The following is a 26,000-nucleotide window of genomic DNA, read 5'->3' on the forward strand; positions in this document are numbered from 1 at the left end:
CGATGGCTCCCTCTCTTCCCCGCCGCGCGGCACTGGCCGCTCTCGTCCCGCTGCTTGCGCTCCCCCTCGCGGGGTGCGGTACCGAAGCCACCGGGAACGACGCGCCGCCCAGCGCGTCCGCGACCGCCGGCCAGCAGACGACGCGTGAATTCGCCGCGTTGGAGCGCAAGTTCGACGCGAAGTTGGGCGTCTACGCGCTCGACACGGGGAGCGGAAAGGAGATCGCCCACCGCCCCGACACGCGGTTCGCCCACGCCTCCACCTTCAAGGCGCTGCTCGCCGGCGTCGTCCTGGAGCAGACGTCGGCCGCCGGCCTGGACGAGCGCGTGGAGTACACCGAGAAGGACCTTCCCGAGTACTCGCCGATCACCGAGCGGCACGCCTCGGACGGTATGACGCTGCGCGAACTGTGCGACGCCGCCGTCCGCCACAGCGACAACGGTGCCGCCAACCTCCTCATCCGGCACCTCGGCGGGCCCGCCGAGCTCCAGAAGGCGCTGCGGGCGAGCGGCGACCGCGTCACCCACACCGACAGGTACGAGACCGAGCTGAGCGCCGCCGAACCCGGCGACGTGCGGGACACCAGCACGCCCCGTGCGCTCGCCGGCAGCCTGCGCACGTACGCGGTCCAGGACGCGCTGCCGGCGAAGAAGCGGGCGATGCTCACCGACTGGCTCAAGCGCAACACCACGGGGGACGACCTCATCCGCGCCGGTGCGCCCAAGGGCTGGAAGGTCGGCGACAAGACCGGCAACGGTGGGTACGGCACCCGCAACGACATCGCCGTCGTCTGGCCGCCGAAGAGCGACCCGATCGTCCTCGCCATCCTCTCCAAGCGCGACACGAAGAACGCGGAGCACGACGACGCGCTCGTTGCCGACGCGGCCGAAGTCGCCCTGGAAGCACTGGCGTAGGCGCCGGTCACAGCCGGGCGGCGAGCGCCGAGGCGCGCTCCCTGAGCAGCGGTACGAGGGCGAGGGCCCGGGTGCGGGTGAGACGGGTGGAGGGGGCGGAGACCGTGAGGGAGGCCGTCGACGGGCCGTCGGGGGCGGGCACGGCGACGGCGACGGCGTGGACGTCGAGGACGCTCTCGCCGAGGTTGAGTGCGTGGCCCGTGCGACGGCAGGCGGCGAGGTCCCGCAGGAGCGCCGGCAGGTCGGCGCGGGTGAGCGGGGTGAGGGGGCGCAGGCCGTCCGGGTAGCGCATCCGTACCACCTCGGCGGGGAGTTGGGCGAGGAGCACCTTGCCGCCTGCCGTGCCGTAGGCCGGGACGTGGTCGCCGGTGCGGGGGGCGACGCGGAGGGTGTGGCGGGCCTCGGCGCCGTCGAGGAAGAAGGCGTCGGGCCCGTCGAGCGTCACGAGGTTGGCGGTCTCGCCGCTCTCGTCGCGCAGCCGGTCGAGCTCGGGGCGGGCGGCGCGGAGCAGGCTTCGCTCGTCGAACTCGCCGCGGGCGAGGGCGAGGAGGGCGGGCCCTGCGCGGTAGCGGCGGCCTCCCGGCTCCTGTTCGGCGAAGCCGTGCGCCCGGAGCGTCGCGAGGAGCCGGTGCGCCGTGGAGGGCGCGACGCCGAGGTGTGCGCCGACGTCGGTGAGGCGCACGGGCCGGCGTGCGCTCAACAGCACCAGCGCGTGCAGGGCGTTGGCGACGGATCGGGAACCGTAGGCGTCAACTCCCTTGTTCCGCATGGCAGAAACCGTAGCGAAGGCGTTCCGGCCCATGACCGGTTCTGCTTGAGTCTTCGCAGCGTCGACGCAACTCCCGCACTACGGGGCCGCTTTCCGTCCTCCGGGACGCCGTTTCCCGGCAGCGGCGCAGACGTACGGCGGGCGCGCGCCGTCCGCAGTGATGCACGGACCGCTCCACGCGACCACCAGCCGCTCGACCGGAGACCGCCATGCAGGACGTGCCAGCAGGCGCCCCGCGCCCCGCTTCCGGAACCGCCCCCGCCGCCGAAGGACGCCGTGGCAAGCCGTGGCGCACGGTCTGGCTACTGCTGCTCCTCGGGTGGACGGTGAGCGCCGCGGACCGGGCCGTGACCGGGCCCGTCGTCACCTGGATGATCAACAACGACGTCGGCTTCCTCGCCGAGGCCGAGCATCCGCACGCGCTGGGCGGCCTCGTGGGCGGCCTCTTCTTCGCCGGCTACATGCTCACGCAGTTCCCCGGCGGCTACCTCGGCGACCGGTTCGGGCACCACACGCTCATCGTCGTCAGCCTCGTCTGGGCGGGCGTCACGACGCTGCTCACCGGGTTCGTGGGCGGACTCGTCGCCTTCATCGTGCTGCGAGTCGTCACCGGGCTCGGCGAGGGCGCATTCTTCTCCAACGACCGGACGCTCGTGGTGACCGTCACGCCCGAACGCGAACGCAGCCTGGGTATGGGCGTGGTGATCACCGGGCTCGCCTTCGGGATCACGATCGCCACCGTCTTCACGCCGCACTTCGTCAGCCTCGGGAAGCAGGTGCTCGCCGACGAGGAGGCGTGGCGGATGGCCTTCTGGGTGCTGGGGACCGCCACCCTCGCGGCCGCCGCGCTGCTCGCGGTGCGGTTCCGGGCGCACCTGCGCTGGGCCGCGCTGGGCGGCGCGACGCTGCGGCTCGGCGGTATCAGCGCGGTCTCGCTGGCGCTGATCATGGCCGTCTACCTGCTCGGGGAGCGCGCGGGGCTGAACGACCTGTGGATCGCGCTGCTCGAGGTGGCGCTGGCCGTGGTGCTCGTCCTCGCGGTGCTGGTGCGGAAGGGGACCGAACTGCGGCCCGTCCTGTACAACCGGGACCTCTTCCTGCTCTACCTCGCCAACATCGCGATCCTGTGGAACCTGTGGTTCTTCAGCTTCTGGTCGGTCTCGATCGTGACGGGGGCCGCGCACTCCTCGTTCATGAGCGCCGCGCTCACCGCGGGGTTCAACGCCGGCGCCGGAATCCTCGGCTTCCCCGTCGGCGGTTGGCTCTCCGACCGCACGCTGCGCCTCGGTTGGACGCGCAAGACCGTGATGCTCGCCTGCACCGGCTCCCAGGCCGTGCTCACCGTGGCGTTCGCCTGGTACGTCACGGTCGCGTCCGCACCGTCCCTGTGGGTGATGGGGCTGCTCCTCTTCTTCGCGAGCCTCTTCTTCAACGCACTCCAGCCCGTCGGCCACGCCTGGACCGCGGAACTGGCGACGCCGCGGCTGCGGGGCTCCGCCTTCGGCATGGAGAACCTCATCGGCGAGACGGGCGCCGTCCTCGCGCCCGCCGTCGGCGGAGCCCTGCGGGACGCGACCGGGAACTGGTCCACCGCGCTGTGGCTGGACGCGGGGCTCGTCGCCGGCTGCTTCTGCCTGCTCGGCTTCGTCCGCGCGCACCGCCCCCACCCGAGCAGCGCCCCCGTGGAGGGGGCCGCCTGACCGAGTCCCGCCGAGCGGGCACCCGACGACGACCGAGGAGAGCACCCTTGCGCAGCGTTCGCGACGCCGCCTTCGACGTCCTGCGGCAGCACGGCATGACCACGCTCTTCGGCAACCCGGGCTCGACCGAGGTACCGCTCCTCACGGACCTCCCGCCCGACCTGCAGCTCGTACTGGCGCTCCACGAGGGCTCCGTGGTGGGCGCCGCCACCGGCTGGGCCCTCGTGCGGGACGAGCCGGCGCTCGCGCTGCTGCACACGACGGCAGGGCTCGGCAACGCGGTGGGGGCGCTCGCCACGGCGCGGGTCAACCGGGCGCCCGTCGTCGCCGTCGTGGGACAGCAGGACCGGCGGCACCTCGCCCAGGAGCCGTTCCTCGCGGGGAAGTTGGAGGGTCTCGCGGGTGAGTACCCGCTGAGCACGGAGACTCCGCCGCGGGCGCAGGACGTGCCGGGGGCGCTCGCGCGCGCCGCGCACACGGCGCGCGTCGGGCGGGGTCCCGCGCTCGTCGTCGTGCCCTCAGGCGACTGGGCGGAGCCCGCCGAGGAGCTGCCGCTCCCCTCCCCCGCCGTGCTGCGCACCGCCGTCGGCGCGGACGCGTCGGCCGCCGCCGAGTTGGCGGCGATGCTCGCACGTGCGCACTCGCCCGCGCTGCTCGTGGGCGCGGGCGCGGACCGCTCCGAGACGTGGGCGGCGCTCGTCGAGGTGGCGGAGCGGCTCGGATGCCCCGTCGTCCAGGAGCCGTTCGGCGCCCGCGCCGGGTTCCCGCAGGACCACCCGTGCTTCGCCGGGCACCTCCCCGCCGACCGCGGCCGGCTGCGCGAGGTGCTCGCCGCGTACGACCTCGTCGTCGCGGTGGGTGCTCCGGTGGTCCGCCAATACCCCTACGAGGAAGGCGCGTTGGCGCCGCCCGGAACGCGACTGGCCCTCGTCACGGACGACTTGGCCGAGGCGCGACGCTCCCCCGCCGCACTCGCCTACCTCGCCCCGCTCGCGGAGTTCACCGCCGCGCTCGCCGCCGCACTCCCGGCGCGTGCGGGCCGCCCGTTGCCGCGTACGGCCGCACGCCCCGCGCCGCCACCGCCGCCCCGCGACGGGTGCCCGCTGCACGCCCGGCATGTGCTCGCGGCGCTGGCGGAGCGGCTGCCTGCGGAGACGGTGCTCGTCGAGGAGGCCCCTTCCGATCGCCCCGAACTCCACGCACGCGTACCGGCGCGCGCCCCGCTCGGCTTCCTCAGCGCGGCGATGGGCGGCCTGGGCTTCGCACTTCCCGCCGCAGTCGGCGTGCGGATGGGGGCACCGCGGCGTCCCGTCGTCGCCGTGGTCGGGGACGGCTCCTCGCTCTACCAGATCCAGGCACTGTGGACCGCCGCGCACTACGGGGTCGGCGTCCTCGTCGTCGTCTTCGCCAACGGCGGCTACCGGGTGCTCGACCGGCTCGCCGAGCGCGAGGGGGGCGAGCCGCCGTGGCCCTCGCTCCGCGGGGTGGACGTCGCCGGGCTCGCCCGCTCGCTGGGGTGCGAGGCCCGCCGCGTCGAGCAACACGGCGCCCTGGAGCGCGAGTTGGACGCTACCGTGCCCGGACTCGCGGGGCGGGAGGGCCCGTTGGTACTGGAGGTCGCCGTCGGGGTGGAGCGGGATTTCCGGCCCTGACGACCGGCCCCGCGGGCCGCTATGCGGGCGTCAGAGGACGTCCGGCCTCGACGCCCTCCAACTCGACGCGGGTGACGACCGGTTGGGGCACGCCCGGCGAAATCGGCCGGGCGGCCGTCCGCGCCGCCGCGTGCAGCGGCCGGGCGACGGCGAGGAGCAGGGCGATCTGCGCGCAGAGGAGGAGGCGCTGGACGATGCCGCGCTCCGGGAACCAGGAGAGCATGTCGGCCGCCGCCGAGGCGGGCCAGAGCACCCGTACGTGAGCGACGGCGAAGACCGCGATGCCCCACCACGTGACGACCGCCCACCCGGTGAGGCGCCGCCCGGTCCGCTCCCACCCGTCCGTCCCGCGCAGCCGCCGCGCGAGCAGCGACCCGGCCACCGCGAGCGCCGCGAAAGCGGTACCGGCCGCGTACCTGTGGATGAACCCCGTTGCCGTGTGCGGGGTTTCGGGGTCGGTGGGGAAGAGCGCGGTGGCGGCGAAGGCGGCGACGCTCACCGCGAGCGCGGCGCGCAGGAGCGGCGTGCGCGCCGCCGGCAGCAGCCGCCCCAGCGAGGCGCCGAGTGCTCCGACGGCGACCGCCATGGCGAGGACGGCGGCCGTGAAGAAGCCGGCCGTGACCGGGCTGAGCGCGTAGCTGCTGAGGACGTCGTGGAGCGGCGAGTACCCGGGGTGCAGGTGGAGCGCGCCCATCAGGAGCAGCGCCGCGACGGGCGCGGCGAGCGCGAGACGCGTCGGGCCCTGTGCCGCCCGCGGGTCCGGGCACGGGTGTGCGGAAGGGCGCGGTTCGGAACCGTCGCTCATGGGCTCTCCCCCTGGTGGAAGCATCGTCGAGGCTTCCACTCTCCGCCGGCCGGGGTGCCCGCTGCGATGGTGTGACCATGCCTTGTGGAGCTGGTGCCGGCCCCACCCTTAAGGGTGGGGCCGGACGCCGCACGGTGGTGCGAGCACCACCGCGCGATCCCCGCCGCCCGGCCGTGCGGTGGCGGGGCGGCGGTTCAGCCTTCGGTGCCGGCCTCTTCGAAGCCGACGGCGTAGAGCCCGCCTGACTCGGTGACGACGTACTGCTCGCCCTTCTCGGACGTGCCCAACGCCGTGGGGGCTTCGGGGAGTTCGCCGATCGTGGCGCTCTCGTACCCCTCGGAGGTCTCGCGGACGGCGAAGGCCGTGGCCGAGCAGTAGTCCGTGGCGAGGTAGACGCCGTCGGCGAGGTCCGCGTACTGCTCGCCGCGGTAGACGTGGCCGCCGATGATGGCGCAACCGTCCTCGTTGGTGGCGTAGGTGAAGACGGGATCGACGTACTCCTCGCCGTCGCGGCAGCGCGTCTCGTCGTAGACCTCGGTGCCCTCGTAGCAGGACCAGCCGAGGTTGGCTCCCGCCTGGTCCGCGGCGAGGTGGTCGACCTCCTCCCAGGCGTTCTGCCCGACGTCGCCGATCCACAGCGAGTCGTCGGCGGTGTCGAGGGAGAACTTCCACGGGTTCCGCAGGCCGTACGTCCAGATCTCCGAGCGGGCCTCCGAGTCGTCGACGAAGGGGTTGTCCTCCGGGACGCAGTACGGCTGCTCGCCGCACTGCTGCGAGGGGTCGATGCGCAGGATCTTGCCGAGGAGCGTGTCGGTGGACTGCGCGTTGTCGTCCGGGTCGCCGGCCATGCCGCCGTCGCCGATGCCCCAGTGGAGCAACCCTTCGCTGTCGAAGGCGAGTTGGCCGCCGTTGTGGTTGGCGGCGAGGTGCTCGTGCTGGAGCAGCACCTCGTGGCTGTCGTCGTCGAGGCCGTGCCTGGCGAGGGTGACGGCGCCGTCCTCGACGGCCGTGTAGGCGACGTAGACCTCGTGGGTATCGGCGAAGTCGGGGCCCGTGGCGACGCCGAGGAGGCCGCGTTCGCTGCTCTCCGAGGTGACCAAGTCGCTGATGTCCAGGAGGGGTTGCTCGGCGAGTCCGGTGTCGGGGTGGTAGCTGCGGACCGTTCCCTTCTTCTCGGTGACGAGGAGGTCTCCGCTGCCGTCGCCGGCTCCCGTGAGCGCCGTCGGGAAATCGAGGCCCGAGGCGGCCTCCGTCGCCGTGGCGTTCAGCGAGTCCAACGGTACGTCCGCGGCGGCCTGTTGGGCCTGCGCCGTGAAGCCCGCGGCGACGAGGGCCGCGGCCGCGCCGAGGGTGAGCAGAGATCGGCCGGTGCGATGGTGCCGTGGCATAGCGACTCCAGGGTGGGGGTGCGTTCTCATGACACGTGCACTGCGAAGGTCGCGGTGTGGCGGAAGGGGGCCGACGTGAGGGCGGGTCACCCCTGCGACACCGGACGTGACGGGGGACGCTAGTCGCTGCTGCCGTGTCGCACCAGGGCGAGAACACGCCTCGCGCCGCCGGTCCGCGGCGCGTTTCGCTTGGTCGGCGGACGGCTCCGAGCGGGGTGCGGCATGCAGCCGCGGACTACGCCCAGAGCAGCCCGCGCTCCCAACTGCCGCCCGTGTTCCGGCGGTAGAGGAGCCGGGTGTGGTGGCGTTCGCGGTCGCCCTGCCAGAACTCCACCGTCTCGGGGCGCAGGGCGTAGAGGGTCCAGTCGGGGGCGACGAGGTCCGGGCCCGCGGCGAGCCGCGAGCGGGCCTCGGCGAGCGCAGCCCGGCGCTCGGCCTCCGAGATGAGGGCATGCGACTGGCGGCCCAGCAGCGCCTCGGCGCGGGCGTCGGCGCCGCGCGCGCGGAAGTCCGCCGCACTGCGCTCGGCGCCTGCGGAGGCCACGGGGCCGCGCAGACGCACCTGCCGGGCGAGCCGGGGCCAGTGGAAGGAGAGCGCCGCGAAGGGGCGGCCGTCGAGCTCGCGGCCCTTGGGGCTGCGCGCCGAGGTGGCGAACTGCCAACCCTCCTCGTCGGCGTCCTTGAGGATCAACACCCGGCTCGACGGCCTGCCTTCGGCGTCGGCCGTGGCGAGCGTCATGGCGTGCGGCTCCGGGACACCGGCGTCGACTGCCGCGTGGAGCCACTCGGTGAAGAGTTCCAGCGGGGAAGCCGGCGCCGACGAGGCGTCGAAGGAGGGGAGTTCGCCCTCGAAGACGGGCAATGCGCGGAGGACATCGCGCAGTCCGGTCACGGTCTCCCCCTCGCCTCGCCGGGTTGGCAAGGCTACACGCGGCTCAGGTGCGGTGCTCCTCCACGCCGAGGCCGAGCGCCTCCGCCACCTCCTGGGTGTTGCGGTACGTACGCCCGACGGGTAGCTGTGCGGCGAGCTCCAGCAGCGCGTCGGGGGCGTGGTTGCCGCGGAGCGTGCCGAGGAGCTGCTCGCGGTCGGCCGGGTACGCGCCGGTGCCGAGGAAGCGGGCGAGGTCGTAGCGGAGGGCGACGTCCTCGGGCGTCATCCCGGGAGGCGCGCCGCCGGTGCGGAGGGCGTTGGGCACGTAGTCAGCGTCCGGCTGGTCCTCGCCCGAGGGCTCCGGCTCGCCCCCCTCCTGCATCCGCGTCGAGCGGTTCGCCTGCATCTCGTTGCGGAGCTCCCGCTTGTACTCGTCGTCGCGAAGCTGGCTGGTCTTGTCCGAGCCCTGCTCGCTCATGGCGTCCTCCCTTTCCGCGCGTGCACCCCGCGTGCACCTCGGGCGGTCACGGGCTGCACGTGTCGAGGCACGTCCCGTCGGGTTGCCCGCCGCGTCCGGTGCAAACGTGGCCGCTCCTGCGGGCGTCGCTCCCCGGTTGGCGCGCTGCGGGTGCGCGGCGTCCGGCGGCTGCCTAGCGTCGTTGCGGAGTCCGGAAGGAGCCTGGGATGGCGCTGCACCACGTGACCGGCGATCGGGACGAAGCGTTCGACGACGTCTACGGGATGTCCCTCAGCGACCGCGCGCTGCCGAAGTTCCGGGTCCCCGAGCACAGCTCCTTCCCCGCCGCCGTCTACTCCCTCGTCCGGGACGAGCTGGCGCTCGACGGGAACGCCGCGCAGAACCTCGCCACCTTCTGCACGACGTGGTCCGAGCCGGAGGTGCACCGCCTCATGGGCGAATGCATCGACAAGAACATGATCGACAAGGACGAGTACCCGCAGACCGCGGAGATCGAGTCCCGCTGCGTCCACCTCCTCGCCGACCTGTGGAACAGCCCGGCGGGCGAGTCCACGATGGGCTGCTCCACGACGGGCTCCAGCGAGGCGGCGATGCTCGGCGGGCTGGCGCTCAAGTGGCGCTGGCGGCAGCGGCGGCGGGCCGAGGGGAAGCCGGCCGACCGCCCGAACCTCGTCTGCGGCCCCGTGCAGGTGTGCTGGGAGAAGTTCGCGCGCTACTTCGACGTGGAGCTTAGGCAGGTGCCGCTGGAGCCGGACGCCACCGGGCTCCGCGCGCACCAGCTCCGGGGGTACGTCGACGAGAACACCATCGGCGTCGTGGCGATCCTGGGGATCACCTTCACCACCGACTACGAGCCCGTAGCGGAGATCGCCGACGCGCTCGACACGCTCGAGCGCGACACCGGGCTCGATGTTCCCCTCCACGTCGACGCGGCGAGCGGCGGCTTCGTCGCGCCGTTCCGCGACCCCGACCTGGTGTGGGACTTCCGCGTCAAGCGCGTCGCCTCGATCAATGCGTCGGGGCACAAGTACGGCATGGCGCCGCTCGGCGTGGGGTGGGTCGTGTGGCGCAGGGCCGAGCTGCTCCCCGAGGACCTCGTCTTCCGCGTCGACTACCTCGGCGGCGACATGCCGACCTTCGCGCTCAACTTCTCCCGGCCGGGCGGGGAGATCGTCGCGCAGTACTACACCCTGCTGCGGCTCGGCCGGGAGGGCTACCGGAAGGTGCTCACCCAGTGCGCCGACAGCGCGCAGGCGCTCGCCGAGCAGGTGCGCACCATGGGCCCCTTCACCCTCCTCCACGACGGCTCCACCGCCCTGCCCGCGGTCACCTGGCGCCTCAGCGAACCCGACTCGGCCGGCTTCACCCTCTACGACGTCTCCGAGCAACTGAGGCTGCGCGGCTGGCAGGTCCCGGCGTACCCGCTGCCCGCGCACCGCGACGACACCGTGGTGCAGCGGGTGCTCGTCCGCCACGGGACGGCGCACGACACCATGCTGCTGCTCGCGCGGGACCTCCGGCAGGCCGTCGAGCGGCTCCGGAGCGGCCGCACCGACGCGGTCGCACAGCCGAGCTTCCACCACTGACCGGCGCCCGCTCCGACCGCGTACGGGGCGCCCGCTGCGGGGTTGAGAGGCTCGCTCCCATGACTACGGAACCCGTGACGCCGCATCCGCCGGAGCGCGTCGACAGGCCACTGCTCACCCAGTCGTGGCTCGACCTCACCTTCGTCCACTGGCGGGTCGAGCCCGCGGACGTCGCGCCGCTCCTGCCGGCCGGGGTCGTCCCCGACACCTTCGACGGCAGCGCGCACGTCGGGATCGTCGCGTTCCGCATGCACCGTACGGGGCCGCTGCGGCTGCCGGGTGTGCCGTACCTCGGCAGCTTCGCCGAGACCAACGTGCGGCTGTACTCCGTCGATGCCCAGGGCCGCCGCGGGGTGGTCTTCCGCTCCCTCGACGCCGCCCGGCTCGTCCCCGCGGCGCTGGGCAGGCTCTCCTTCGGGCTGCCGTACTTCTGGTCCCGGATGGCGGTCGAGAGGGAGCGCGACAGGATCGCCTACACCTTGGCGCGCCGGGCGCCCCGGCGCGGCGTGCGGAGCAGGATCGAGGTCCGGATCGGCGAACCAATCGACGAGCCGGGCGAGTTGGAGCACTTCCTGACGGCGCGCTGGGCGCTGCACAGCAGGGTGTTCGGGCGTACGGCACGCCTGCCGACCACGCACCCGCGCTGGCGGCTGCACCGTGCGGAGCTGTTGCGGTGCGAAGGGGACCTGCTCACGGCGGCCGGGCTGTCCGAGCCGGCGGGCGAGCCCGTGAGCGTCCTCCACTCCCCGGGGGTTCCCGTCCGCTTCGGCCGCCCGAAGCGGGTCTGAGCTGCCGGAGGATGCCGCGTACATCGTTGGACAGTGCGCATCCCCCGACCGGCTAGGAGTCGGCGGCCCCGGCCCCGCGCGTGCTCTCCCGCTCCACGAGGGCGAAGCCGGGCTGGAGCAGCCGCGGGCCGCCGGGACCTGCGGTGCCGCTCGCGGGCGCGTCGGCCTGCGCAATCCGGTCGACGAGCGAGCCGACCGCCAGCCCGGCTATCGCCTGCTTGTCCGGCGCGACCGTGGTCAACGTGACCGCGCCGTACCGCCCTTCGGTCAGGTCGTCGAAGCCGACGACCGCGACGTCCTCCGGCACCCGCAGCCCGCGCTCGGCCATCACCCGCATCGCCCCGATGGCGATGAGGTCGTTGTAGGCGAAGACGGCGTCCGGCATCCGCCCCGCGTCGAGGAGCGCCGCCATCGCCGCGGCTCCGTCCGCCCTGTCCCAGCCTTCGACGGTGCCGATCAACGCGTCGTCGGCCGGCACCCCCGACTCCGCCAACTCCGCGCGCCAGCCGAGGAGTCGGAGGTATGCGGGCCGGCTCGGGCGGTCGTCGCGGGCGCCGAGGAAGGCGATGCGCCGGCGGCCGAGGTCGAGGAGGTGGCGTACGGCGGCGCGGGCTGCGGCGATGTTGTCGATGGCGACGTGGTCGTAGGGGAGGTCGTAGCGGCGTTCGCCGATGAGCACCAGGGGCGCGTCCTCCGGACGTTGGGCGAGGTCCTCGGGCTCCAGTTCCAGCGGGTTGAGGATGAGGCCGTCGATCACCCTGGCCCGGAAGCCGCGGGTGACGAGGAGTTCGCGCTCCCTGCGACCTTGGGTGTGGTCGAGGAGGACGGTGTAGTCGTGCTCCGCCGCCGCGTCGATCACGGCGCCCGCGAGCTCGGCGAAGTACGGGTTGCCGAGCTCCGGTACGGCGAGGGCGAGGATGCCGGTGCGGCCCTTGCGCAGGTGGCGGGCGGTGACGTTGGGGCGGTAGCCGAGGTCGTCGATGGCCTGCTGGACCCTTTCGCGGGTGGCGGGCGTGACGTGCAGACGGTTGTTGACGACGTTGGAAACCGTCTTGATCGACACACCGGCGCGCGCCGCGACGTCCTTGAGACCCACGCTCACCCGGACCCCTCCCCCTGTTGTCATGGACCTGGACACGGCACGGGAGGCGTGCTGAGATGCCAACTGCCCCTGTTTTTCTCACGTTATACGAGACGGACCGCACCCGGGGCAGCACTGCGACCGCCCGACTCCCCCCCTCCCCCCGGAGGTACCGTGAGACGCGCACGTACCTGGACGGCGGCTGTCACCACCGTCCTCGCACTCCTCGCCCTCGCGCTCGGCACAGGCCCCGCATCCTCCGCCGCCGAGCAGCGTCCGAAGGATGCGCCTCCCGCCGCACACGGCCTGAAGGCCGAGTACTGGACCCAATCGGAGCCCGACGCCTTCGACTTCGGTGAACTCCGCACCACCGCCTTCGACCCCTCCCTGGACTTCGCCGACCTCGTCCCACGCCTCACCGAGCGCGCCGGGCGCTCCGACCACACGAGCGTCCGCTGGACCGGCACCCTCAATCCGGAGAAGACCGGCGCCCACACCTTCCACCTCACGGGCGACAACGGCTTCCGGCTGTGGATCGACGACGAGTTGGCGATCGACCACTGGGTGCCCGACTGGGACGAGGAGCAGACCTCCGAACCGGTCGAGCTGCGCGCCGGCCAGGAGCACGACCTCAAGGTCGAGTACTTCAACCAGGTGGGCGGCGCCAACCTCCACCTCGACTGGACGCCGCCGGGCGAAGAGCAGTCCGCCGTGCCGCAGTCCGCGCTCACCGTGCCCGAGGACTTCGCCTACGACGGGCCCACCGAGGTGCAGGTCCAAGAGTCGGGCAAGGTGTTGGAGTTGGGCTTCCCGCAGGGCGTCGAGGCGCCGGGCCCCGAGTTCGTCGAGCACTTCTCGGCCGAGATCGGCGGCACCGACTGGCCGCTGGGCAAGGCGAGTTCGGACCCGGAGGAACCGACGAAGCTCCTCGTCGCGCTCGACGAGCCCGTGGTCGGCCAGGGCGGCACGGCCGACGTGAAGTACGACGGCGAGGGCGGCCTCGCCGGAGCCGACGGCGAACCCGTTTCCGCGTTCTGGACCTCGGGCGCCAACAACTCGACCCACCAGCTACGGACCGACTGGGCGGACGAGGTCGGTCCGGACAACGCGCTCCCCGAGTACCCGCGCCCGCAGCTCAAGCGCGACGAGTGGCGCAACCTCAACGGCACCTGGCAGTTCGCGGGCGCCGAGGCGGGCGAGGAGCCACCGGTCGGCCCGGAGAAGGAACTCGACGAGGAGATCCTCGTCCCCTACCCCGTCGAGTCGCAGCTCTCCGGTGTCGAGCGCCACGAGGAACGCATGTGGTACAAGCGCTCGTTCGAGGTCCCGGAGGGCTGGGAGGTCGGCTCGGGCAAGCGGCTCCGCCTCAACTTCGACGCCGTCGACTGGCAGGCAGTCGTCTACGTCAACGGCGAACGCGTCGCTCAACACAAGGGCGGCTACGACAGGTTCACCGCCGACGTCACCGACGCGCTCCGCGACGGCGGCACGCAGGAGCTCGTCGTCGGCGTCTACGACCCGACCGACAAGGACGGCGGCGAGAACCCGCCGGCCGGCAAGCAGCGCCTTTCGCCCGAGGGGATCTGGTACACACCGTCCTCCGGGATCTGGCAGACGGTCTGGATGGAGCCCGTCGCCGAGGAGCACACCACCGACGTGAAGACCACGCCCGACGTCGACGAGGAGCAGGTCACCGTCGCGGCGCGCGGCGTCGGCGACGGCGTCCCCGTGACCGCGGTCGCCTACGAAGGCGACGAGGAGATCGGCCGCGCCACCGGCTCAGGAAGCGACCCGTTCGCCGTGCCCGTACCCGAGCCCCGCCTCTGGTCCCCCGACGACCCGCACCTGTACACGCTCCGCGTCACCGTCGGCGAGGGCGAGGGCGCCGACCGGGTGGAAAGCTACTTCGGGATGCGCACGATCGGGGTGAAGGAGGTCGACGGGCAGCAGCGCATGGTGCTCAACGGCGAGCCCGTCTTCTCGATGGCCACCCTCGACCAGGGCTACTGGCCCGACGGCCTCCACACCCCGCCGACCGACGAGGCGCTCGCCTACGACCTCGAGACCCACAAGGACATGGGCTTCAACTCGGTCCGCAAGCACATCAAGGTGGAGCCCGACCGCTGGTTCTACCATGCCGACCGGCTGGGACTGCTCGTCTGGCAGGACATGCCGTCGATGCCGCACGAGCCCGACGACGCGGCACGCGCGCAGTTCGAGGACGAGCTGAAGGCGATGATCGCGCAGCACGACAGCCACCCCTCGATCGTCATGTGGGTGACATTCAACGAGGGTTGGGGCCAGTACGACCAGGCCCGTATCGCCGACCTCGCCAAGGAGCTGGACCCCACCCGCCTCGTCAACAACATGAGCGGGCACAACTGCTGCGGCGCCGTCGACGGCGGCAACGGCGACATCTCCGACGCGCACGGCTACCCGGAGGCCGAACTCCCGGACTCGGACGGCCGACGCGCCCTCGTCAGCGGCGAGTACGGAGGGCTCGGCCTCGCGGTGCCGGGGCATAGCTGGCCCGTGCGGCACACCTACGTGGGCGTCGAGAAGGAGAAGTACACCGACGAGTACCTCGACCGGCTGCACGAGGTCGAGCAACTCGCCGCGTGCCGCGGCAGCAGCGGTGCCGTCTACACCCAGATCACCGATCTGGAAGGGGAGTTGAACGGCATCCTCACCTACGACCGGAAGGTGAACAAGGCCGACGCCGACCGCCTCAGGGAGGCACACGAAGCGCTCATCGACGGCGTGCACAACGGAACGCTGCAATGCGACGAGTGACGCCACAGCGCTGACCCGCCGATACCCGCCCCGGCCGCACCGGAACAGCGGCCGGGGCGCACACACCACCGCGTGCGACGTAGCCTCGCACCATGGACACCTGGGACCCCGAAGCGCCGGGCATCCTGCGCCTCCCCTCCGGTCGGCTCCTCCGCGGCAGGGGGCTGAGACGGCCCGAACCGGACGGCGCACGCCCCGACTTCGGGCTGTACCTCCTCGGCAGCCCGCCGCCCGCCTTCGCCTGGGAGGCGCGCTGGCTTCGCTGGCCCGACTTCCGGCTGCCGTCCGACCGCGCCGAGGCCGCGGACGCGTTCCGCGACGCGTGGGAGCGTTCCGCCGGCGGACGCGTCGAGATCGCCTGCGGCGGCGGCCGCGGCCGGACGGGCACGGCCCTCGCCTGCCTCGCCGTTCTCGACGGCGTTCCGCCCGAGGAGGCCGTCGGCCACGTCCGCCGCCACTACCACCGCCGAGCGGTCGAGACACCGTGGCAGTACCGGTACGTCCGCCGCTTCCCCTCACGCACCGGCTGAGGACGCGCGGCGACCCGCCCGCCGTCCACGCTCGACGCCGGTCGACCGCGCCACCCGCACAATGGCGGGCATGACCGAGACCCGAGCCCCTTTCGGACGGTGGGAGCCGGCCCAACCCACCGACGTGGCCGAGCTCTTCGGCGACCTCGACGTCCCCTGGTGGATCGCGGGCGGCTTCGCCATCGAACTCGCACTGGGACGGAGGGTCCGCAGCCACGAGGACATCGACGTCCTGCTCCTCAGACGCGACCACCTGCGGGCGCAGCACGCCCTCACCGGCTGGGAGTGGTGGGCCGCGGAGCCGCCCGGCAGCCTGCGCCCCTGGCGCACGGGCGAACCGCTGCCCCCCGGAGTGCACGACGTGTGGTGCCGGCCCGGGCCCTACACCCCCTGGCGCATCCAGCTCATGGTCGACGAGTCGGAGGGCGAGGAGTGGTACTCGCGCCGCGACGCCGCCGTACGCAGGCCACTCACCGAACTCGGCGCTCTCTCCCCCGAGGGCGTCCCCTACCTCGCGCCCGAAGTGCAGCTCTACTACAAGGCGAAGGAGGCACGCCCGAAGGACGAGGAGGACCTCACCGCCGTCCTGCCCGCGCTCACCGACCGCCAGCGCCTCTGGCTCGTCGACGCCCTGGCACGCACCCACGGCGCGCACCCGTGGATCGGCCGGCTCCAGGTGCCGCCGCGCTTGTGAAAGCCGAGGCGGGGCGGTCCCCGCCACGGGCATCGGCGAGACGCATTCCGCGCGTTCCGCAGGGAACCCGGCCCGCAGGCCACGCGTCGACCCGGGGAACGGCTGCGGGGACGCGGGCCGGATTGCGAGGCTGGCCATGGCACGGGACCGAGAAGCGGCCACCGTACGGACGCTCCTGGAACGGCACGGCACGACGTACGCGGAGGAAGCGGACATCACCCTCCGCGACACCCCGTCCCCGCTCTACCGCCTGCTCGTCCTCTCCACACTGCTCAGCGCCCCGATCACGTCCGGGGTCGCGATCGCGGCCGCCGCGGCGATCAGCCACGCGGGAATGACCGGCCCCCGCCGTATGTGCGACGCCACGTGGCAGCAGCGGGTCGACGCCCTCGTCGAGGGCCACTACCGCCGCTACGACGAGTCGACCGCCACCACCCTCGGCAACGCGGCCCGCCTGCTCCTCGACGACTACCACGGCGACCTGCGCCGCCTCCGCCACCGGGCCGACGGCGACACCTCCGAGGCACGCGCGCTCCTCACCGACTTCCCCGGCATCGGCCCCGTCGGCGCCGACATCTTCCTCCGCGAAGTCCAGGGCGTCTGGCCCGAGTTCTCCCCCTACCTCGACCGCAAGACCCTGGACGGCGCGGCACGCCTGGACCTCCCCCGCTCCCCCTCCCACCTCGCCGACCTGGCAGGCGGCGACTCCACGACCACCGCCCACCTCGCCGCCGCACTCGTCCGCTCGGCGCTCAGCAAGGAGGTCGCGGAGGACGTACGGACGGCGGCGTAACTCCCTGCAAGGTGTCTGCAGGGGGACTGCAACGCCTCTGCCAGGCGCCTCGGGCAACACCTGGGGAGTCAGGCAGTCGAGCTTCACAGGGGGAAACATGTCTGCACAAGGCAGGCATCTCACACCGGCCGCGGTCCAACGTGGACAGTTACTCACCGTACCGGTGTGCAAGCACGTTCTCGTCGTCGCGTCCACGATGACGTATGCCAAGCGGATGCGCGAGATCTCCCCTCTTCTTCGCGGGGACCTCCGGGTACAGGTCTCGTTCACCGTTCCGCCCCACCCATTCGGGGAGGGCACCAAGAGGTACCTGCGGCACCTCGGGCTTCCGCTGCTCCCGTGGCGCGAGGCGGTCCGCGCACCGTTCGACCTCGCGGTCGCGGCGGGCACCCGGGGAACGGAGCACATCGAGGCGCCACTGCTCCGGCTCGCGCACGGCGCTGGACACAGCAAACCGCTGCGTGCCGGGGTCGAGTCGCCGGGAGCCGAGGTGCCGGGCAGAAGGCCGCCGGGGATGCTCAGCCGGAGTCGCCTGATGCGTGGCGACCGGTTGCTCCCCGCGTCCGTCGCCCTCTCGCACCAGCGGGACTTGGAGGAACTCCGACAGAACTGCCCGGAGGCGGTGCCCGTCGCCGAGGTGGTGGGAGACCCCAGCATCGACCGTCTCATGGCGCATGCGTCCGGCCGGAGGAGGTTCCGCCGGGCGCTCGGCGTCTCCGACGACGAAAGTCTTCTACTTTTCAGCTCGACCTGGGGACGCACGTCCTTCTTCGGCGGTCTTCACGCCTTCCTTCCGCAACTGCTGAAGCAGCTCACGGCGGAAGGACACCGGGTCGCCATACTGCTGCACCCCAATGTATGGGCTGCGCACGGCAGTTGGCACATTCGGTCCTGGCTGGAAGAGTGCGTCCGGCACGGCGTCGCGCTCCTGCCGCCCGAGACGGACTGGGAGGCGCTTCTCCTCGCCTCTGACCTGCTCGTCGGCGACCACGGGTCGTTGACCGCGTACGCCGCGTCCGCCGACGTCCCCGTCCTGCTGACGCACGTACCGAACCGCGAGGTCGTGGGCGGGTCACCGGCCGCACTGCTGGCCAGCGGTGCCCCAAGTCTTACTCCGCTGCGGCCGCTTCGCGAGCAGGTGAGGTACACGGTCGAAAACTTTCGACCGGGGCAGTACCGCGCGGTCGCGGAGGCGCTGACGTCGGTACCCGGACGTTTCCATCAGCGCATGCGCGCGCTGATCTACCGGATGCTGGGCCTCGGCGAACCGGCCTGTCCGCCTCCGGTTCCTCCGCTGCCGGACCCGCCGGCGCTGCAGAGCGTCGCATGGCAGGGCGGATGGTCATGACGGGCGATGGGGCCACGACGACGGAGCATGCGGGCCTCGTCCGGGTGTCATGGGCCGATGTCGCCGGTGGGAGCACCGCGTTCCGGATAACGCTCGCTACGCAGCCGTACGGCGCCCGGTCGACGGAGGTCCGCGCGCCTGCCGTCAGCGCGATAGAGCGGGGAAGCGACCTGCACCTGCACGCGGTCGAGGGCGAGTCCGAACTCGCGTGCTGCGCAGACGTGTTGAGTGCGACCGTGGATCTCCCCCGCGTCCGTCTCGGCGCTCGCGCGGAGCTGTGGCTGCGGCGGTACCCGGGCTGCCTCGTCGCCGCCGCCGGGAACACCGAGGGACGGACGGCTGTGCGCGTGCGCGGAGGCGGTGGCCTGGAAGCCGTGGGCCCACCGCGCGCAGCCGTCCTGGGCTCCTTCGTCCATGCCTGGGTCGTGGCAGGAGCCTACCTCGGTCCGCTGCATCGAGTGGACGTCCGAGTCCGCTCTTTGCGGGGACAGTTCATCGCCGGGACAGCAGAGGACGAGGCACAGGGCAACCCCTGTCACAGGTGGCGCATCTGCTCCTCGATGCGGCGGACGTCCGCGGGACTGAGCGGCTCGTAGAGCGCCCGCGCCCGGGCGTAGCGGCGGCGTGCCTCGGTGCGTTCGCCGCCGCTGCGCGCACCGTGTGCCAGGAACTCCCAGGTGCGGGCGTACCAGTGGGCTGCGCCGGCGGCGTCGAACTCCGCGGCGGCTTGGCGGAGTTGCTCGTCCCCTGCCTCGTGCCCGCCGGCCTCGTGCAGGGCACGGCCAAGGAATGCCTGCGCCCGTGCCGCGTCATACGTGTCAGCCTCCTCCAGCAGCTCCGAGTGGGCCCGTCGGAGGTGGCCCACGGCGCTCTCCGGGTCTCCTGTCCTGAGGGCGGTCTTCCCCAGGCACACCCGGGAGAGAGCCACCCCGCGTCGGTACCCGATCTCCTGCCGCAGTGCCAGTGCCCGGGAGAAGTGCTCCTCTGCCGCGGAAAGTTCGCCCAGCGCAAGGTGAGCGTTGCCCAAACCGTTGAGCGCCTGCGCCTGCTGTCGAGCGTCGCCGTCCCGCACCGCCTGGTGCAGCGCCGTCCTGAACCACTCGCCCGCCTCGCGATGGCGGCCCGCGTTGCGCAGGCCGGCCGCCCCCGACGTCAGCATGCGCGACTCGCCCAGAGCGGCCCCAGCCCTCCGGGCCGCGGCCCAGCCCAATTGGTGGGCCTCAACCCACCACTCGGTCGGGCGCAGCCGCAGGAAGAGCGGCCACATGGCGTCCACCAGTTGCCAGCATGCCCGGTCCCACCCGGCAGTGGCGCAGTACCGCACGGCCGCCTCCAGCTCGAACCGGCGAGATGCGAGCCATTCGAGGGCGTCCACATGCCCGGCGAACTCGACCGCCGGCGGGGCGGGTTGGCAGTAGCTGCGGCTGATTCTGCAATGGCTCGGGGTGAGCACCGCCTCCGCTGCGGTCGCCGTCGCCAGGCACCAGTCGACGTAACGACCTACCGTCTCCGCCTCGGACTCGGGGCTTTCCTCCGTTTCACCACGCTGACGTGCGTGTGCCTGCACCAGATTGTGGAACCGGTGCCTTTCCGGGCCGTCGTCCTCCAACAGGTTGTTCTCCTCCAGGGTCCGCACCACACGTTCGGTGCGCTCGGCTCCCAGGACGGCGTCGAGCATCGTGCGGTCGTAGGACGTCGCGGGGAGCAGGCCGAGTTGCCGGTAGGCACGGGCGACGTCGTCCGGCAGCGCCCGGTAACTCTCCTCCAAGGCAGCACCGACCGTCGGCTCGCCGTCCACCCGCAGAGTGTGCAACGGTCCCTTGCCTGCGGCGAGCGCGGTGGCGAGCGCCCCCACGGGGCGGCGCGGGCGCACGGCGAGTTGAGCCGACGCAAGGCAGAGCGCAAGGGGCAGGTGCGCACAGAGGCGTACGACCTGCCGCGCCCCCTCGGGATCGTCGCCGATGCGCGAGCCCGCACCGGAAGCGAGCAGCGCCAGTGAGGCCGTGTCGTCGAGAGGACCGAGCCGGTGCAGTCGAGCACCGTCCACCAGCAGTCCGCTCAGGTTGTTCCTGCTCGTCGCGACGAGCAGACTGCCGGCTCCGGTGGGGAGCAGCGGGCGTACCTGCGCAGCGCTCAATGCGTCGTCCGCCAGTACGGCAAGGCGCAGCCGATGCGTGAACGAGCGCCACAAAAGCGCGCGTTCGTCGTCGTGAGCCGGCGGGTCGGTCACGCCCATCGAGCGCAGCAAGTGGTCGAGTACGCTGCCGGGGTTGCGCGGTCCGGTGCCGCTCGCGTGCCCTTTGAGGTCGGCGTGGAGCAGGCCATCGGGGAATTCGGCTCGATGCTCCTGGAGCCAACGGACGGTGAGTGCCGTCTTCCCCACTCCGGCGAGCCCGGTGACCACGATCGTCTGCGGGGCCTGTGTTCCCTCCTCGCGGAGGGCGTCGAGCATCAGCTCGTCTTGTGCCCGGTCGACGAAGTGCTCACGTGGAGCTGGGAGTTGGTTCGGTGGGTCGGTCCGGTCCGTGCCACCTGCCACGTGGAAGTGCACACCACCGGAGATACCGCCGGCGGCCTGTACGACCGGCCCTGCGATGCGCTCGGCGCCCGAAATGGTGTTGACGGCGTCCGGTGGGGCTGCGGCAACGCGTCGATCGTCGCTCTCCACACCATCGAGCCACCCTTCAACCAAGCGCAGGATGCCGTCGTCCGCCGCTGCCAAGCGCGCCAACTCCGCTGCTGCCCTTGCCTCTTCTCCACGTGTCGACGCCCGGACATACCAAGGTCTGCACGACGGATCGTCTGCGACCGCGGAGTCGGCGCTTGCGGCGCGCTCCCGGAGTGCCCGCTCCAGCTCCGGCAACGCTCCAGGGTCGATCGACACGCGGAAAAGGGCTCTCCGCAAGCGGCTCTCCAGGCTCTTGTCCCGCACGCTTCAGCTCACGCCCCCTCGGCCGGCCGGACGAGTGTCGGCTGGCGTACCCGGAACACCACAAGCCGAGTACCCCCTAGGCCTCTTCCTCTACCCAGTCGGTCAATTCTCGACCACAATCGTTCATCAACATAAGAATTGCATGCTCGTCAGGTCACTTGGCGGAGAACAGTGACCCTGACCGTCGAGAGCCCCGAAGGGGCCCCGCTTGCTGCACATCCCGAACCGGCGGGAGGTCGCTGGTGGAACTATGGATACAGCTCCTGGGCACGGTCGAACTGCGCGTGGGCGACCGCACCGCTGAACTCGGGTCCACCAAGGAGCGGTTGGTCCTCGCCTCCCTGGCATGGTCGGCCGGGCGCACGGTGAGCGACGACAGGCTCGTCGATCGCCTGTGGGGAGAGGGCGAACTGCCCCAGGACCCGCGGAAGGATCTTCAGGTGTACGCCTCCCGCATCCGGTCCAGGATGAAGGATCTTGGAATAGCGGACGCGCAGGACTGGCTCGTCCGCAGGGACGGCAACTACATCCTCCGCGTCGGCCCGGAAGCCGTGGACGTCAACCGCTATCTCGGTCTGCTCGACCGCGCACGTGGTCTCATTGAAGCGGGCAGCACAGCCGAAGGCCTGTCCCTTTTCGACAAGGCGACCTCCCTGTGGACGGGCGATCCTCTCTCCGGGCTGGCGGGCGCCTGGCCGGAGGAGATCCGCAAGGAGGTCGGCGAACACAGGCTCACCGCCATGCTGTTGCGCACTCGAACGGCTCTCCGCCAGCGGCGCTACGCGGAAGCCGTCACCGCCCTCCGTCCCATGGTGGAACAGCCGCCGGAGAACGAGCATTTGACGTGCCAGTACGCGCTGGCGCTGCACGGCGCGGGCCGCACGGAGGAGGCCGGCCATCTACTGCAACGCACTACCAGGCGCCTGCACACCGTCTCAGGCCGCTCCCCCGGCACGGAGCTGCGCCGCGTACACGAGGGAATACTCAACGGCACCCCGGCCGGCCATCTCCTCAACTTTCCGGCGTCGGAGGAGAGCTCGCCGCTCGCTCCGGGCCCCGACAACCTCCCGCCCGACGCCCTCTGGACGGGACGCGAGGAAGAGGTGCTGCAACTCACCTCGACGCCCGTGCACTCCGGCGCACCGAGCGGCATCGCGACGATCACGGGCATGCCAGGATCGGGGAAGACCGCGCTCGCCGTGCACATCGCGCACTTGTTGCGGGAAAGTTTTCCTGAGGGAAGGCTCTTCGTCGATTTACGCGGCAATTCGCCCGAACGCACCCCGATGACGCCCGTGGAGAGCCTCACCGAGCTGCTCCGCCTCCTCGGCGTCGGCCCCGCCGTGCTCCCGACGGAAGTCGAGGCCCTCGTGGCACTGTGGCGGACAACGGTGCAGGACAGGAGGTTCGTGGCCGTCCTCGACGACGCCGCGGGCACCGAGCAGCTACGTCCCCTCCTACCCGGATCGTCCTCCCCCGCCCTGGTGTTGGTCACCGGCAGGTGCCGGCTCACGGGGCTCTCCGGAGTTCGCACCTTCGCCCTCGGCGAGCTGTCCGAGGAGGATGCCGTCGACCTGCTGACGAAGCTCCTCGGTGACCGCATCTCCGAACGGCGTGAGGCGGTGGAGCTGGCGCGCGCCTGCGCGAGGCTCCCGCTGGCCCTCGACATCGCCGCCAACCGCCTCCTCTCCAGACCGTCGTGGACGCCCTCCGACCTTCTTCGCCTCCTGCACCGGAGCGACTCACGCCTGCCCGAACTGCATGATGTCGAACGAGAGTTGTCCACCGTATTCGCGGTCAGCTACCGGGCTCTCACCCCGACGCAGCAGCTAGCCTTCCGGCGCCTCGCCCTCCACCCCGGTGCGGAGTTCGGCGACGAGGCCGCCGCCGCCCTCACGGGCCTGTCCATACGCGCCACTGAGCGGGTACTCGAAGAGCTGCTCACCTCTCATCTGCTCACAGAACCCTTGCCGCATCGTTACCGCTTTCACGACCTACTGCGTGAGTACGCCAGAACCCTCGGCGCCGAGGAAAGCGAAGCGAACAGCGCGGCCTTGCAACGCCTCGTGGCGCACTACACGGCCCGCGCCGACGCGGCGGACCGAAGGAGCTTCCCGCATCGGGTACGGTTCGCGGCGGAGAATTCCGCCGCACCGAGGGCGGAGCGAACGGGCGACGACTGGCTTCGCCTCGAAAAGCCGAATCTGTCGGCGGTACTTGAGCACCTCTGGAACTCGGACCAGCACCAGAAGTTCTCCGTTCTCACACACACGCTGGCGGAATCTCTTCACCGCAGCGAGGACTTGATCTGGGCGGGCGCGACGCTGTCACGGGCGGTGAGCCACTGGCGCAGGACCGGCGAAGAGGCACATCGAGCCTTCGCTCTGCTGGACCTCGCCGCCTTCGAGAACGAAACATGCCACTACGAGGAGGCCGCCAACGCGGCGAAAGAGGCCCTCCACCTCGCCCGTCAGCACACGGATACCACGCGCGGCGTGGAGGTCGAAGCACTGCACCAACTCTCCATCACACTCTGGCACACCGCCGAGTACCAGTCGGCCGCGGAGAACCAACAGGCTGTACTGCGCGCCCGTATGCGCGAGGACGATCCCCTCCAACAAGCCCGCAGCCTCAACATGTTGGGCATGCTGAGCCTGGCTCTCGACCGCCCTGGAGAGGCGCGAACCTACTTCTTGGCAGCCCTTGCCCGCTTCAGGGGTGTGCACGACGACCGCGGAGAATTCACCGTACTCAACAATCTCTCGGAGGTGGAGCGACAGTCAAAGAACTTCGTGCAGGCCGAAGAGCACTACCGCGAGGCGATGGAGCGGCCCGCCGCCGTGCAGGACCCCGGCAAGTTCGCGGTGTTGCAGACGAACCTCGGCAACCTGTTCCTGGAGTCCGGGCGACTGGAGGAGGCCGACGAGACATACCGTGCGGCCTTGCCGGTCCTGCGGCGCGTGGGTGATCGGCGCACGGAGATCATTGCGCAACTCGGCATCGGCAGGTCCCTTCTGCTCACGGGGCGTCCCCAGGAAGCTGTCGACCACTTCGAGGCGGTCCGGGCTCTCGCGCACCGGCTCCACGTCCGAAACGAAGAGGTGGAGGCACTCCATCGCCTGGGCACCGCCGAGTCGGCCGCCGGCCTCGGAGCACGCGCACGGAGCCACCTTGAGCAGGCGCGCGACCTCGCGTCCGAGATCGGATCGAGCACCCAGGTCGCCGAGATCGAGACGGACATGGCCCGAGTGGCCGATTCACTGGGGTCCAGCGGGGTCTGACCCGGCGGCTGCTCAGGACCCCCAGGACCGACGATCGGGCACCCGATGTCAACTCTTGGGCGCATGACAGTCCATTCTTGATCGAACTCTGTGCGCCTGACTGGCGTCTGTGGTTAGGTATTTCCGTGTGACGAGCGCGATGGCTGCACTTGCGCCGCCCTTCGTCGTGTCTGCATGACTTGAAACCGCAAGAGAAAGTTGACAAAGGTGGCACATCCCCCGGACCCGGCACCCTCGGCGGACATCCTGATACCGCTGGTCTGCATACCGTACTAAGGGGAAGGGTCTCAAGGTGCGATCTCGGGCTGCTGTCAGCCCGGGATCGCACCTTCACCATGTGAAGCCACTCGCGCGGCATACCGGGGGCCGACCGGTCGGTCACGGTGTCGCGATCCGGGCCCGCGGTCTCGTTTCCGCCAGTCTTCAACCCTCGAGTGTCGGGCGGTCAGCAGGCCCCTCGTGCGTGCGGACGGTCACATGTGCACCACATTATGCGCCGAGGCCGGTCGTGGCATGGTGCACGTTGTCGGTGCGGACCGGACGTCTACGCGTCACGGCGGTGCATCGGTCGCCCGCACCGGTCACTCGCCAGGTGCACGGGCCCCAACGCACCCATCGAGGGGCACCGTTCTGGCCCACTACTGTTGTGCCGACGAGCTACGCGGCGGGCAGGACGCCCCGAGCAGCGGGATGCGAGACGCACCGCGAGACATCCACAGCCCAACGGCGGTGGAAGGACCCGCCCTTCCTCGATCTTCGGCCGTTCTCCATCCACGTGTGGACGGCGCCCATGCGCTCGCCCGCAAGCCGCCCGGCACAGGAAAGTCGTCAGGGGTGCACCACGTCCGCCTGCAACCCGAGCGCCCCCGTCATCCGCCCAACCTCCCGCTCCTGCTCCCCCGTCGCGGAAGCCCGTCCGATGTGCGCTCGTCGAGCCCGTCGAGCACCACCCGCAACGGGCGACGCCAGGCGTCGGGCCCCAGGCGGGTGAGCGTGCCGAGGGAGAGGAGGAGGTGCGAGACGTCGTCGACGTCGGCGTCGGGGCGGAGCCGGCCCGACTCCCTTGCCCGTTCGACGAGTTCGGCCATGACGGGGCGCAGCAGGTTGCGGCAGTGGACGGCGGGTGATCCCTCTTCGGGTCCCGGTGCCGGACCCGTGTCGACGGGGCTCCCGGGTGACGGGGCCGCGTAACCGTCGAGGAGGCCGCGGTGGCGGTGCTGGCGGGCCAGGGCGTCGTCGAGGAAGCGGGCGAGGTCGGCCCACGGGTCGTCGGTGAAGGCGGCACGTGCTTCCGCCGCCCACTCGGCGAACGCCGTTTCCAGTGCGGTGTCGAGGAGTTGCTCCTTGGTGGGGAAGTGGCGGTAGAGGGTGCCCATGCCGACGCCCGCGGCCCGGGCTATCTCCCGCACGTCGACGCCGGTGCCGTGGGCGGCGAGGAGTTCGGCGGCGGCCGTGAGGAGTCGGCGGCGGTTGCGCGCCGCGTCGCTGCGGTGCGGGGGCGCCGGGTGCTTGGAGCCGTTGTGCGCTTCGGTGTTCTTCGAGGGTGCGGGCACCCGTCCACGCTATCCAACGGGCGTGCGTGCTAGCGTCGCCCACC

Annotated in this window: 20 protein-coding genes; 11 read left to right on the forward strand and 9 right to left on the reverse strand. The window is 71.8% G+C overall.

Annotation, left to right across the window (positions count from 1 at the left end; all coding sequences use genetic code 11):
• The first annotated feature begins 2 nt into the window (after window positions 1-2).
• Complete coding sequence (gene bla / locus F603_RS0112665) at window positions 3-914, forward strand: class A beta-lactamase (RefSeq protein ID WP_019546375.1); 912 nt, start codon at window positions 3-5, stop codon at window positions 912-914.
• Window positions 915-921: 7 nt separating this feature from the next.
• Here bla and F603_RS0112670 read toward each other — a convergent pair whose 3' ends face one another.
• Window positions 922-1,683 (reverse strand): IclR family transcriptional regulator, encoded by a 762-nt coding sequence (locus tag F603_RS0112670; RefSeq protein ID WP_019546376.1) that lies wholly within the window; start codon window positions 1,681-1,683, stop codon window positions 922-924.
• 209 nt (window positions 1,684-1,892) lie between these two features.
• On the opposite strand from F603_RS0112670, the gene F603_RS0112675 reads away from it, so the two are divergent.
• A complete protein-coding gene (locus tag F603_RS0112675) occupies window positions 1,893-3,383 on the forward strand; it encodes an MFS transporter (RefSeq protein WP_019546377.1) in 1,491 nt (496 codons plus the stop codon).
• 47 nt (window positions 3,384-3,430) lie between these two features.
• Window positions 3,431-5,035 carry a thiamine pyrophosphate-dependent enzyme gene (locus tag F603_RS0112680; RefSeq protein ID WP_019546378.1) on the forward strand — a complete coding sequence of 535 codons (1,605 nt, stop codon included), beginning with the start codon at window positions 3,431-3,433 and terminating at the stop codon, window positions 5,033-5,035.
• 19 nt (window positions 5,036-5,054) lie between these two features.
• On the opposite strand, the gene F603_RS0112685 is transcribed toward F603_RS0112680, so the two are convergent.
• The 4 genes from F603_RS0112685 to F603_RS0112700 form a co-directional block, all read right to left on the reverse strand.
• Window positions 5,055-5,840: a DUF998 domain-containing protein gene (locus tag F603_RS0112685; RefSeq protein WP_019546379.1), complete on the reverse strand. Its 786-nt coding sequence runs from the start codon at window positions 5,838-5,840 to the stop codon at window positions 5,055-5,057.
• Between the two features lie 194 nt (window positions 5,841-6,034).
• A complete protein-coding gene (locus F603_RS0112690; RefSeq protein WP_019546380.1) occupies window positions 6,035-7,228 on the reverse strand; it encodes a PQQ-dependent sugar dehydrogenase in 1,194 nt (397 codons plus the stop codon).
• Window positions 7,229-7,463: 235 nt separating this feature from the next.
• Window positions 7,464-8,120, reverse strand: coding sequence for a pyridoxine/pyridoxamine 5'-phosphate oxidase (locus tag F603_RS0112695; protein WP_019546381.1), 657 nt, complete (start codon window positions 8,118-8,120; stop codon window positions 7,464-7,466).
• Window positions 8,121-8,163: 43 nt separating this feature from the next.
• Window positions 8,164-8,577, reverse strand: coding sequence for a DUF2795 domain-containing protein (locus tag F603_RS0112700; protein ID WP_019546382.1), 414 nt, complete (start codon window positions 8,575-8,577; stop codon window positions 8,164-8,166).
• A 206-nt stretch (window positions 8,578-8,783) separates the two neighbouring features.
• Between F603_RS0112700 and gad the strand changes: the two genes are divergently transcribed.
• Entirely contained in the window at window positions 8,784-10,163 is a 1,380-nt protein-coding gene (gad, locus tag F603_RS0112705; RefSeq protein WP_019546383.1) for a glutamate decarboxylase, read from the forward strand.
• Between the two features lie 59 nt (window positions 10,164-10,222).
• Window positions 10,223-10,951 (forward strand): YqjF family protein, encoded by a 729-nt coding sequence (locus F603_RS0112710; protein ID WP_026328369.1) that lies wholly within the window; start codon window positions 10,223-10,225, stop codon window positions 10,949-10,951.
• Window positions 10,952-11,003: 52 nt separating this feature from the next.
• Here the strand turns inward: F603_RS0112710 and F603_RS0112715 are convergent, their stop codons facing one another.
• Window positions 11,004-12,053, reverse strand: a complete 1,050-nt coding sequence (locus tag F603_RS0112715; RefSeq protein ID WP_019546385.1) for a LacI family DNA-binding transcriptional regulator — start codon at window positions 12,051-12,053, stop codon at window positions 11,004-11,006.
• A gap of 153 nt (window positions 12,054-12,206) precedes the next feature.
• Between F603_RS0112715 and F603_RS0112720 the strand changes: the two genes are divergently transcribed.
• From F603_RS0112720 to F603_RS0112740, 5 genes are all read left to right on the forward strand, one after another.
• Window positions 12,207-14,825, forward strand: coding sequence for a glycoside hydrolase family 2 (locus tag F603_RS0112720; RefSeq protein WP_019546386.1), 2,619 nt, complete (start codon window positions 12,207-12,209; stop codon window positions 14,823-14,825).
• A 92-nt stretch (window positions 14,826-14,917) separates the two neighbouring features.
• Window positions 14,918-15,355, forward strand: a complete 438-nt coding sequence (locus tag F603_RS0112725; protein ID WP_019546387.1) for a protein-tyrosine phosphatase family protein — start codon at window positions 14,918-14,920, stop codon at window positions 15,353-15,355.
• 70 nt (window positions 15,356-15,425) lie between these two features.
• Entirely contained in the window at window positions 15,426-16,049 is a 624-nt protein-coding gene (locus tag F603_RS0112730) for a nucleotidyltransferase domain-containing protein (RefSeq protein WP_026328370.1), read from the forward strand.
• Window positions 16,050-16,185: 136 nt separating this feature from the next.
• Complete coding sequence (locus tag F603_RS0112735) at window positions 16,186-16,842, forward strand: HhH-GDP family DNA glycosylase (RefSeq protein WP_019546389.1); 657 nt, start codon at window positions 16,186-16,188, stop codon at window positions 16,840-16,842.
• 163 nt (window positions 16,843-17,005) lie between these two features.
• Window positions 17,006-18,190 (forward strand): hypothetical protein, encoded by a 1,185-nt coding sequence (locus F603_RS0112740; protein ID WP_019546390.1) that lies wholly within the window; start codon window positions 17,006-17,008, stop codon window positions 18,188-18,190.
• 47 nt (window positions 18,191-18,237) lie between these two features.
• Here F603_RS0112740 and F603_RS0112745 read toward each other — a convergent pair whose 3' ends face one another.
• A complete protein-coding gene (locus tag F603_RS0112745; RefSeq protein WP_019546391.1) occupies window positions 18,238-18,606 on the reverse strand; it encodes a hypothetical protein in 369 nt (122 codons plus the stop codon).
• A 119-nt stretch (window positions 18,607-18,725) separates the two neighbouring features.
• A complete protein-coding gene (locus F603_RS0112750; protein WP_019546392.1) occupies window positions 18,726-20,912 on the reverse strand; it encodes a tetratricopeptide repeat protein in 2,187 nt (728 codons plus the stop codon).
• A gap of 452 nt (window positions 20,913-21,364) precedes the next feature.
• On the opposite strand from F603_RS0112750, the gene F603_RS0112755 reads away from it, so the two are divergent.
• Window positions 21,365-24,403, forward strand: coding sequence for an AfsR/SARP family transcriptional regulator (locus F603_RS0112755; RefSeq protein ID WP_019546393.1), 3,039 nt, complete (start codon window positions 21,365-21,367; stop codon window positions 24,401-24,403).
• A gap of 869 nt (window positions 24,404-25,272) precedes the next feature.
• Here F603_RS0112755 and F603_RS0112760 read toward each other — a convergent pair.
• Window positions 25,273-25,956 carry a TetR/AcrR family transcriptional regulator gene (locus tag F603_RS0112760; RefSeq protein WP_019546394.1) on the reverse strand — a complete coding sequence of 228 codons (684 nt, stop codon included), beginning with the start codon at window positions 25,954-25,956 and terminating at the stop codon, window positions 25,273-25,275.
• Window positions 25,957-26,000: the final 44 nt, after the last annotated feature.

It is taken from the genome of Streptomyces sulphureus DSM 40104 (assembly GCF_000381025.1).
Lineage (GTDB): Bacteria > Actinomycetota > Actinomycetes > Streptomycetales > Streptomycetaceae > Streptomyces > Streptomyces sulphureus.

Bases quoted from the DNA above. Each gene is read 5' to 3' on its own strand.
- bla (WP_019546375.1), top strand. From the start codon at position 3: ATGGCTCCCTCTCTTCCCCGCCGCGCGGCACTGGCCGCTCTCGTCCCG.
- F603_RS0112670 (WP_019546376.1), bottom strand. From the start codon at position 1,683: ATGCGGAACAAGGGAGTTGACGCCTACGGTTCCCGATCCGTCGCCAAC.
- F603_RS0112675 (WP_019546377.1), top strand. From the start codon at position 1,893: ATGCAGGACGTGCCAGCAGGCGCCCCGCGCCCCGCTTCCGGAACCGCC.
- F603_RS0112685 (WP_019546379.1), bottom strand. From the start codon at position 5,840: ATGAGCGACGGTTCCGAACCGCGCCCTTCCGCACACCCGTGCCCGGAC.
- F603_RS0112690 (WP_019546380.1), bottom strand. From the start codon at position 7,228: ATGCCACGGCACCATCGCACCGGCCGATCTCTGCTCACCCTCGGCGCG.
- F603_RS0112700 (WP_019546382.1), bottom strand. From the start codon at position 8,577: ATGAGCGAGCAGGGCTCGGACAAGACCAGCCAGCTTCGCGACGACGAG.
- gad (WP_019546383.1), top strand. From the start codon at position 8,784: ATGGCGCTGCACCACGTGACCGGCGATCGGGACGAAGCGTTCGACGAC.
- F603_RS0112710 (WP_026328369.1), top strand. From the start codon at position 10,223: ATGACTACGGAACCCGTGACGCCGCATCCGCCGGAGCGCGTCGACAGG.
- F603_RS0112725 (WP_019546387.1), top strand. From the start codon at position 14,918: ATGGACACCTGGGACCCCGAAGCGCCGGGCATCCTGCGCCTCCCCTCC.
- F603_RS0112730 (WP_026328370.1), top strand. From the start codon at position 15,426: ATGACCGAGACCCGAGCCCCTTTCGGACGGTGGGAGCCGGCCCAACCC.
- F603_RS0112735 (WP_019546389.1), top strand. From the start codon at position 16,186: ATGGCACGGGACCGAGAAGCGGCCACCGTACGGACGCTCCTGGAACGG.
- F603_RS0112745 (WP_019546391.1), bottom strand. From the start codon at position 18,606: ATGGACGAAGGAGCCCAGGACGGCTGCGCGCGGTGGGCCCACGGCTTC.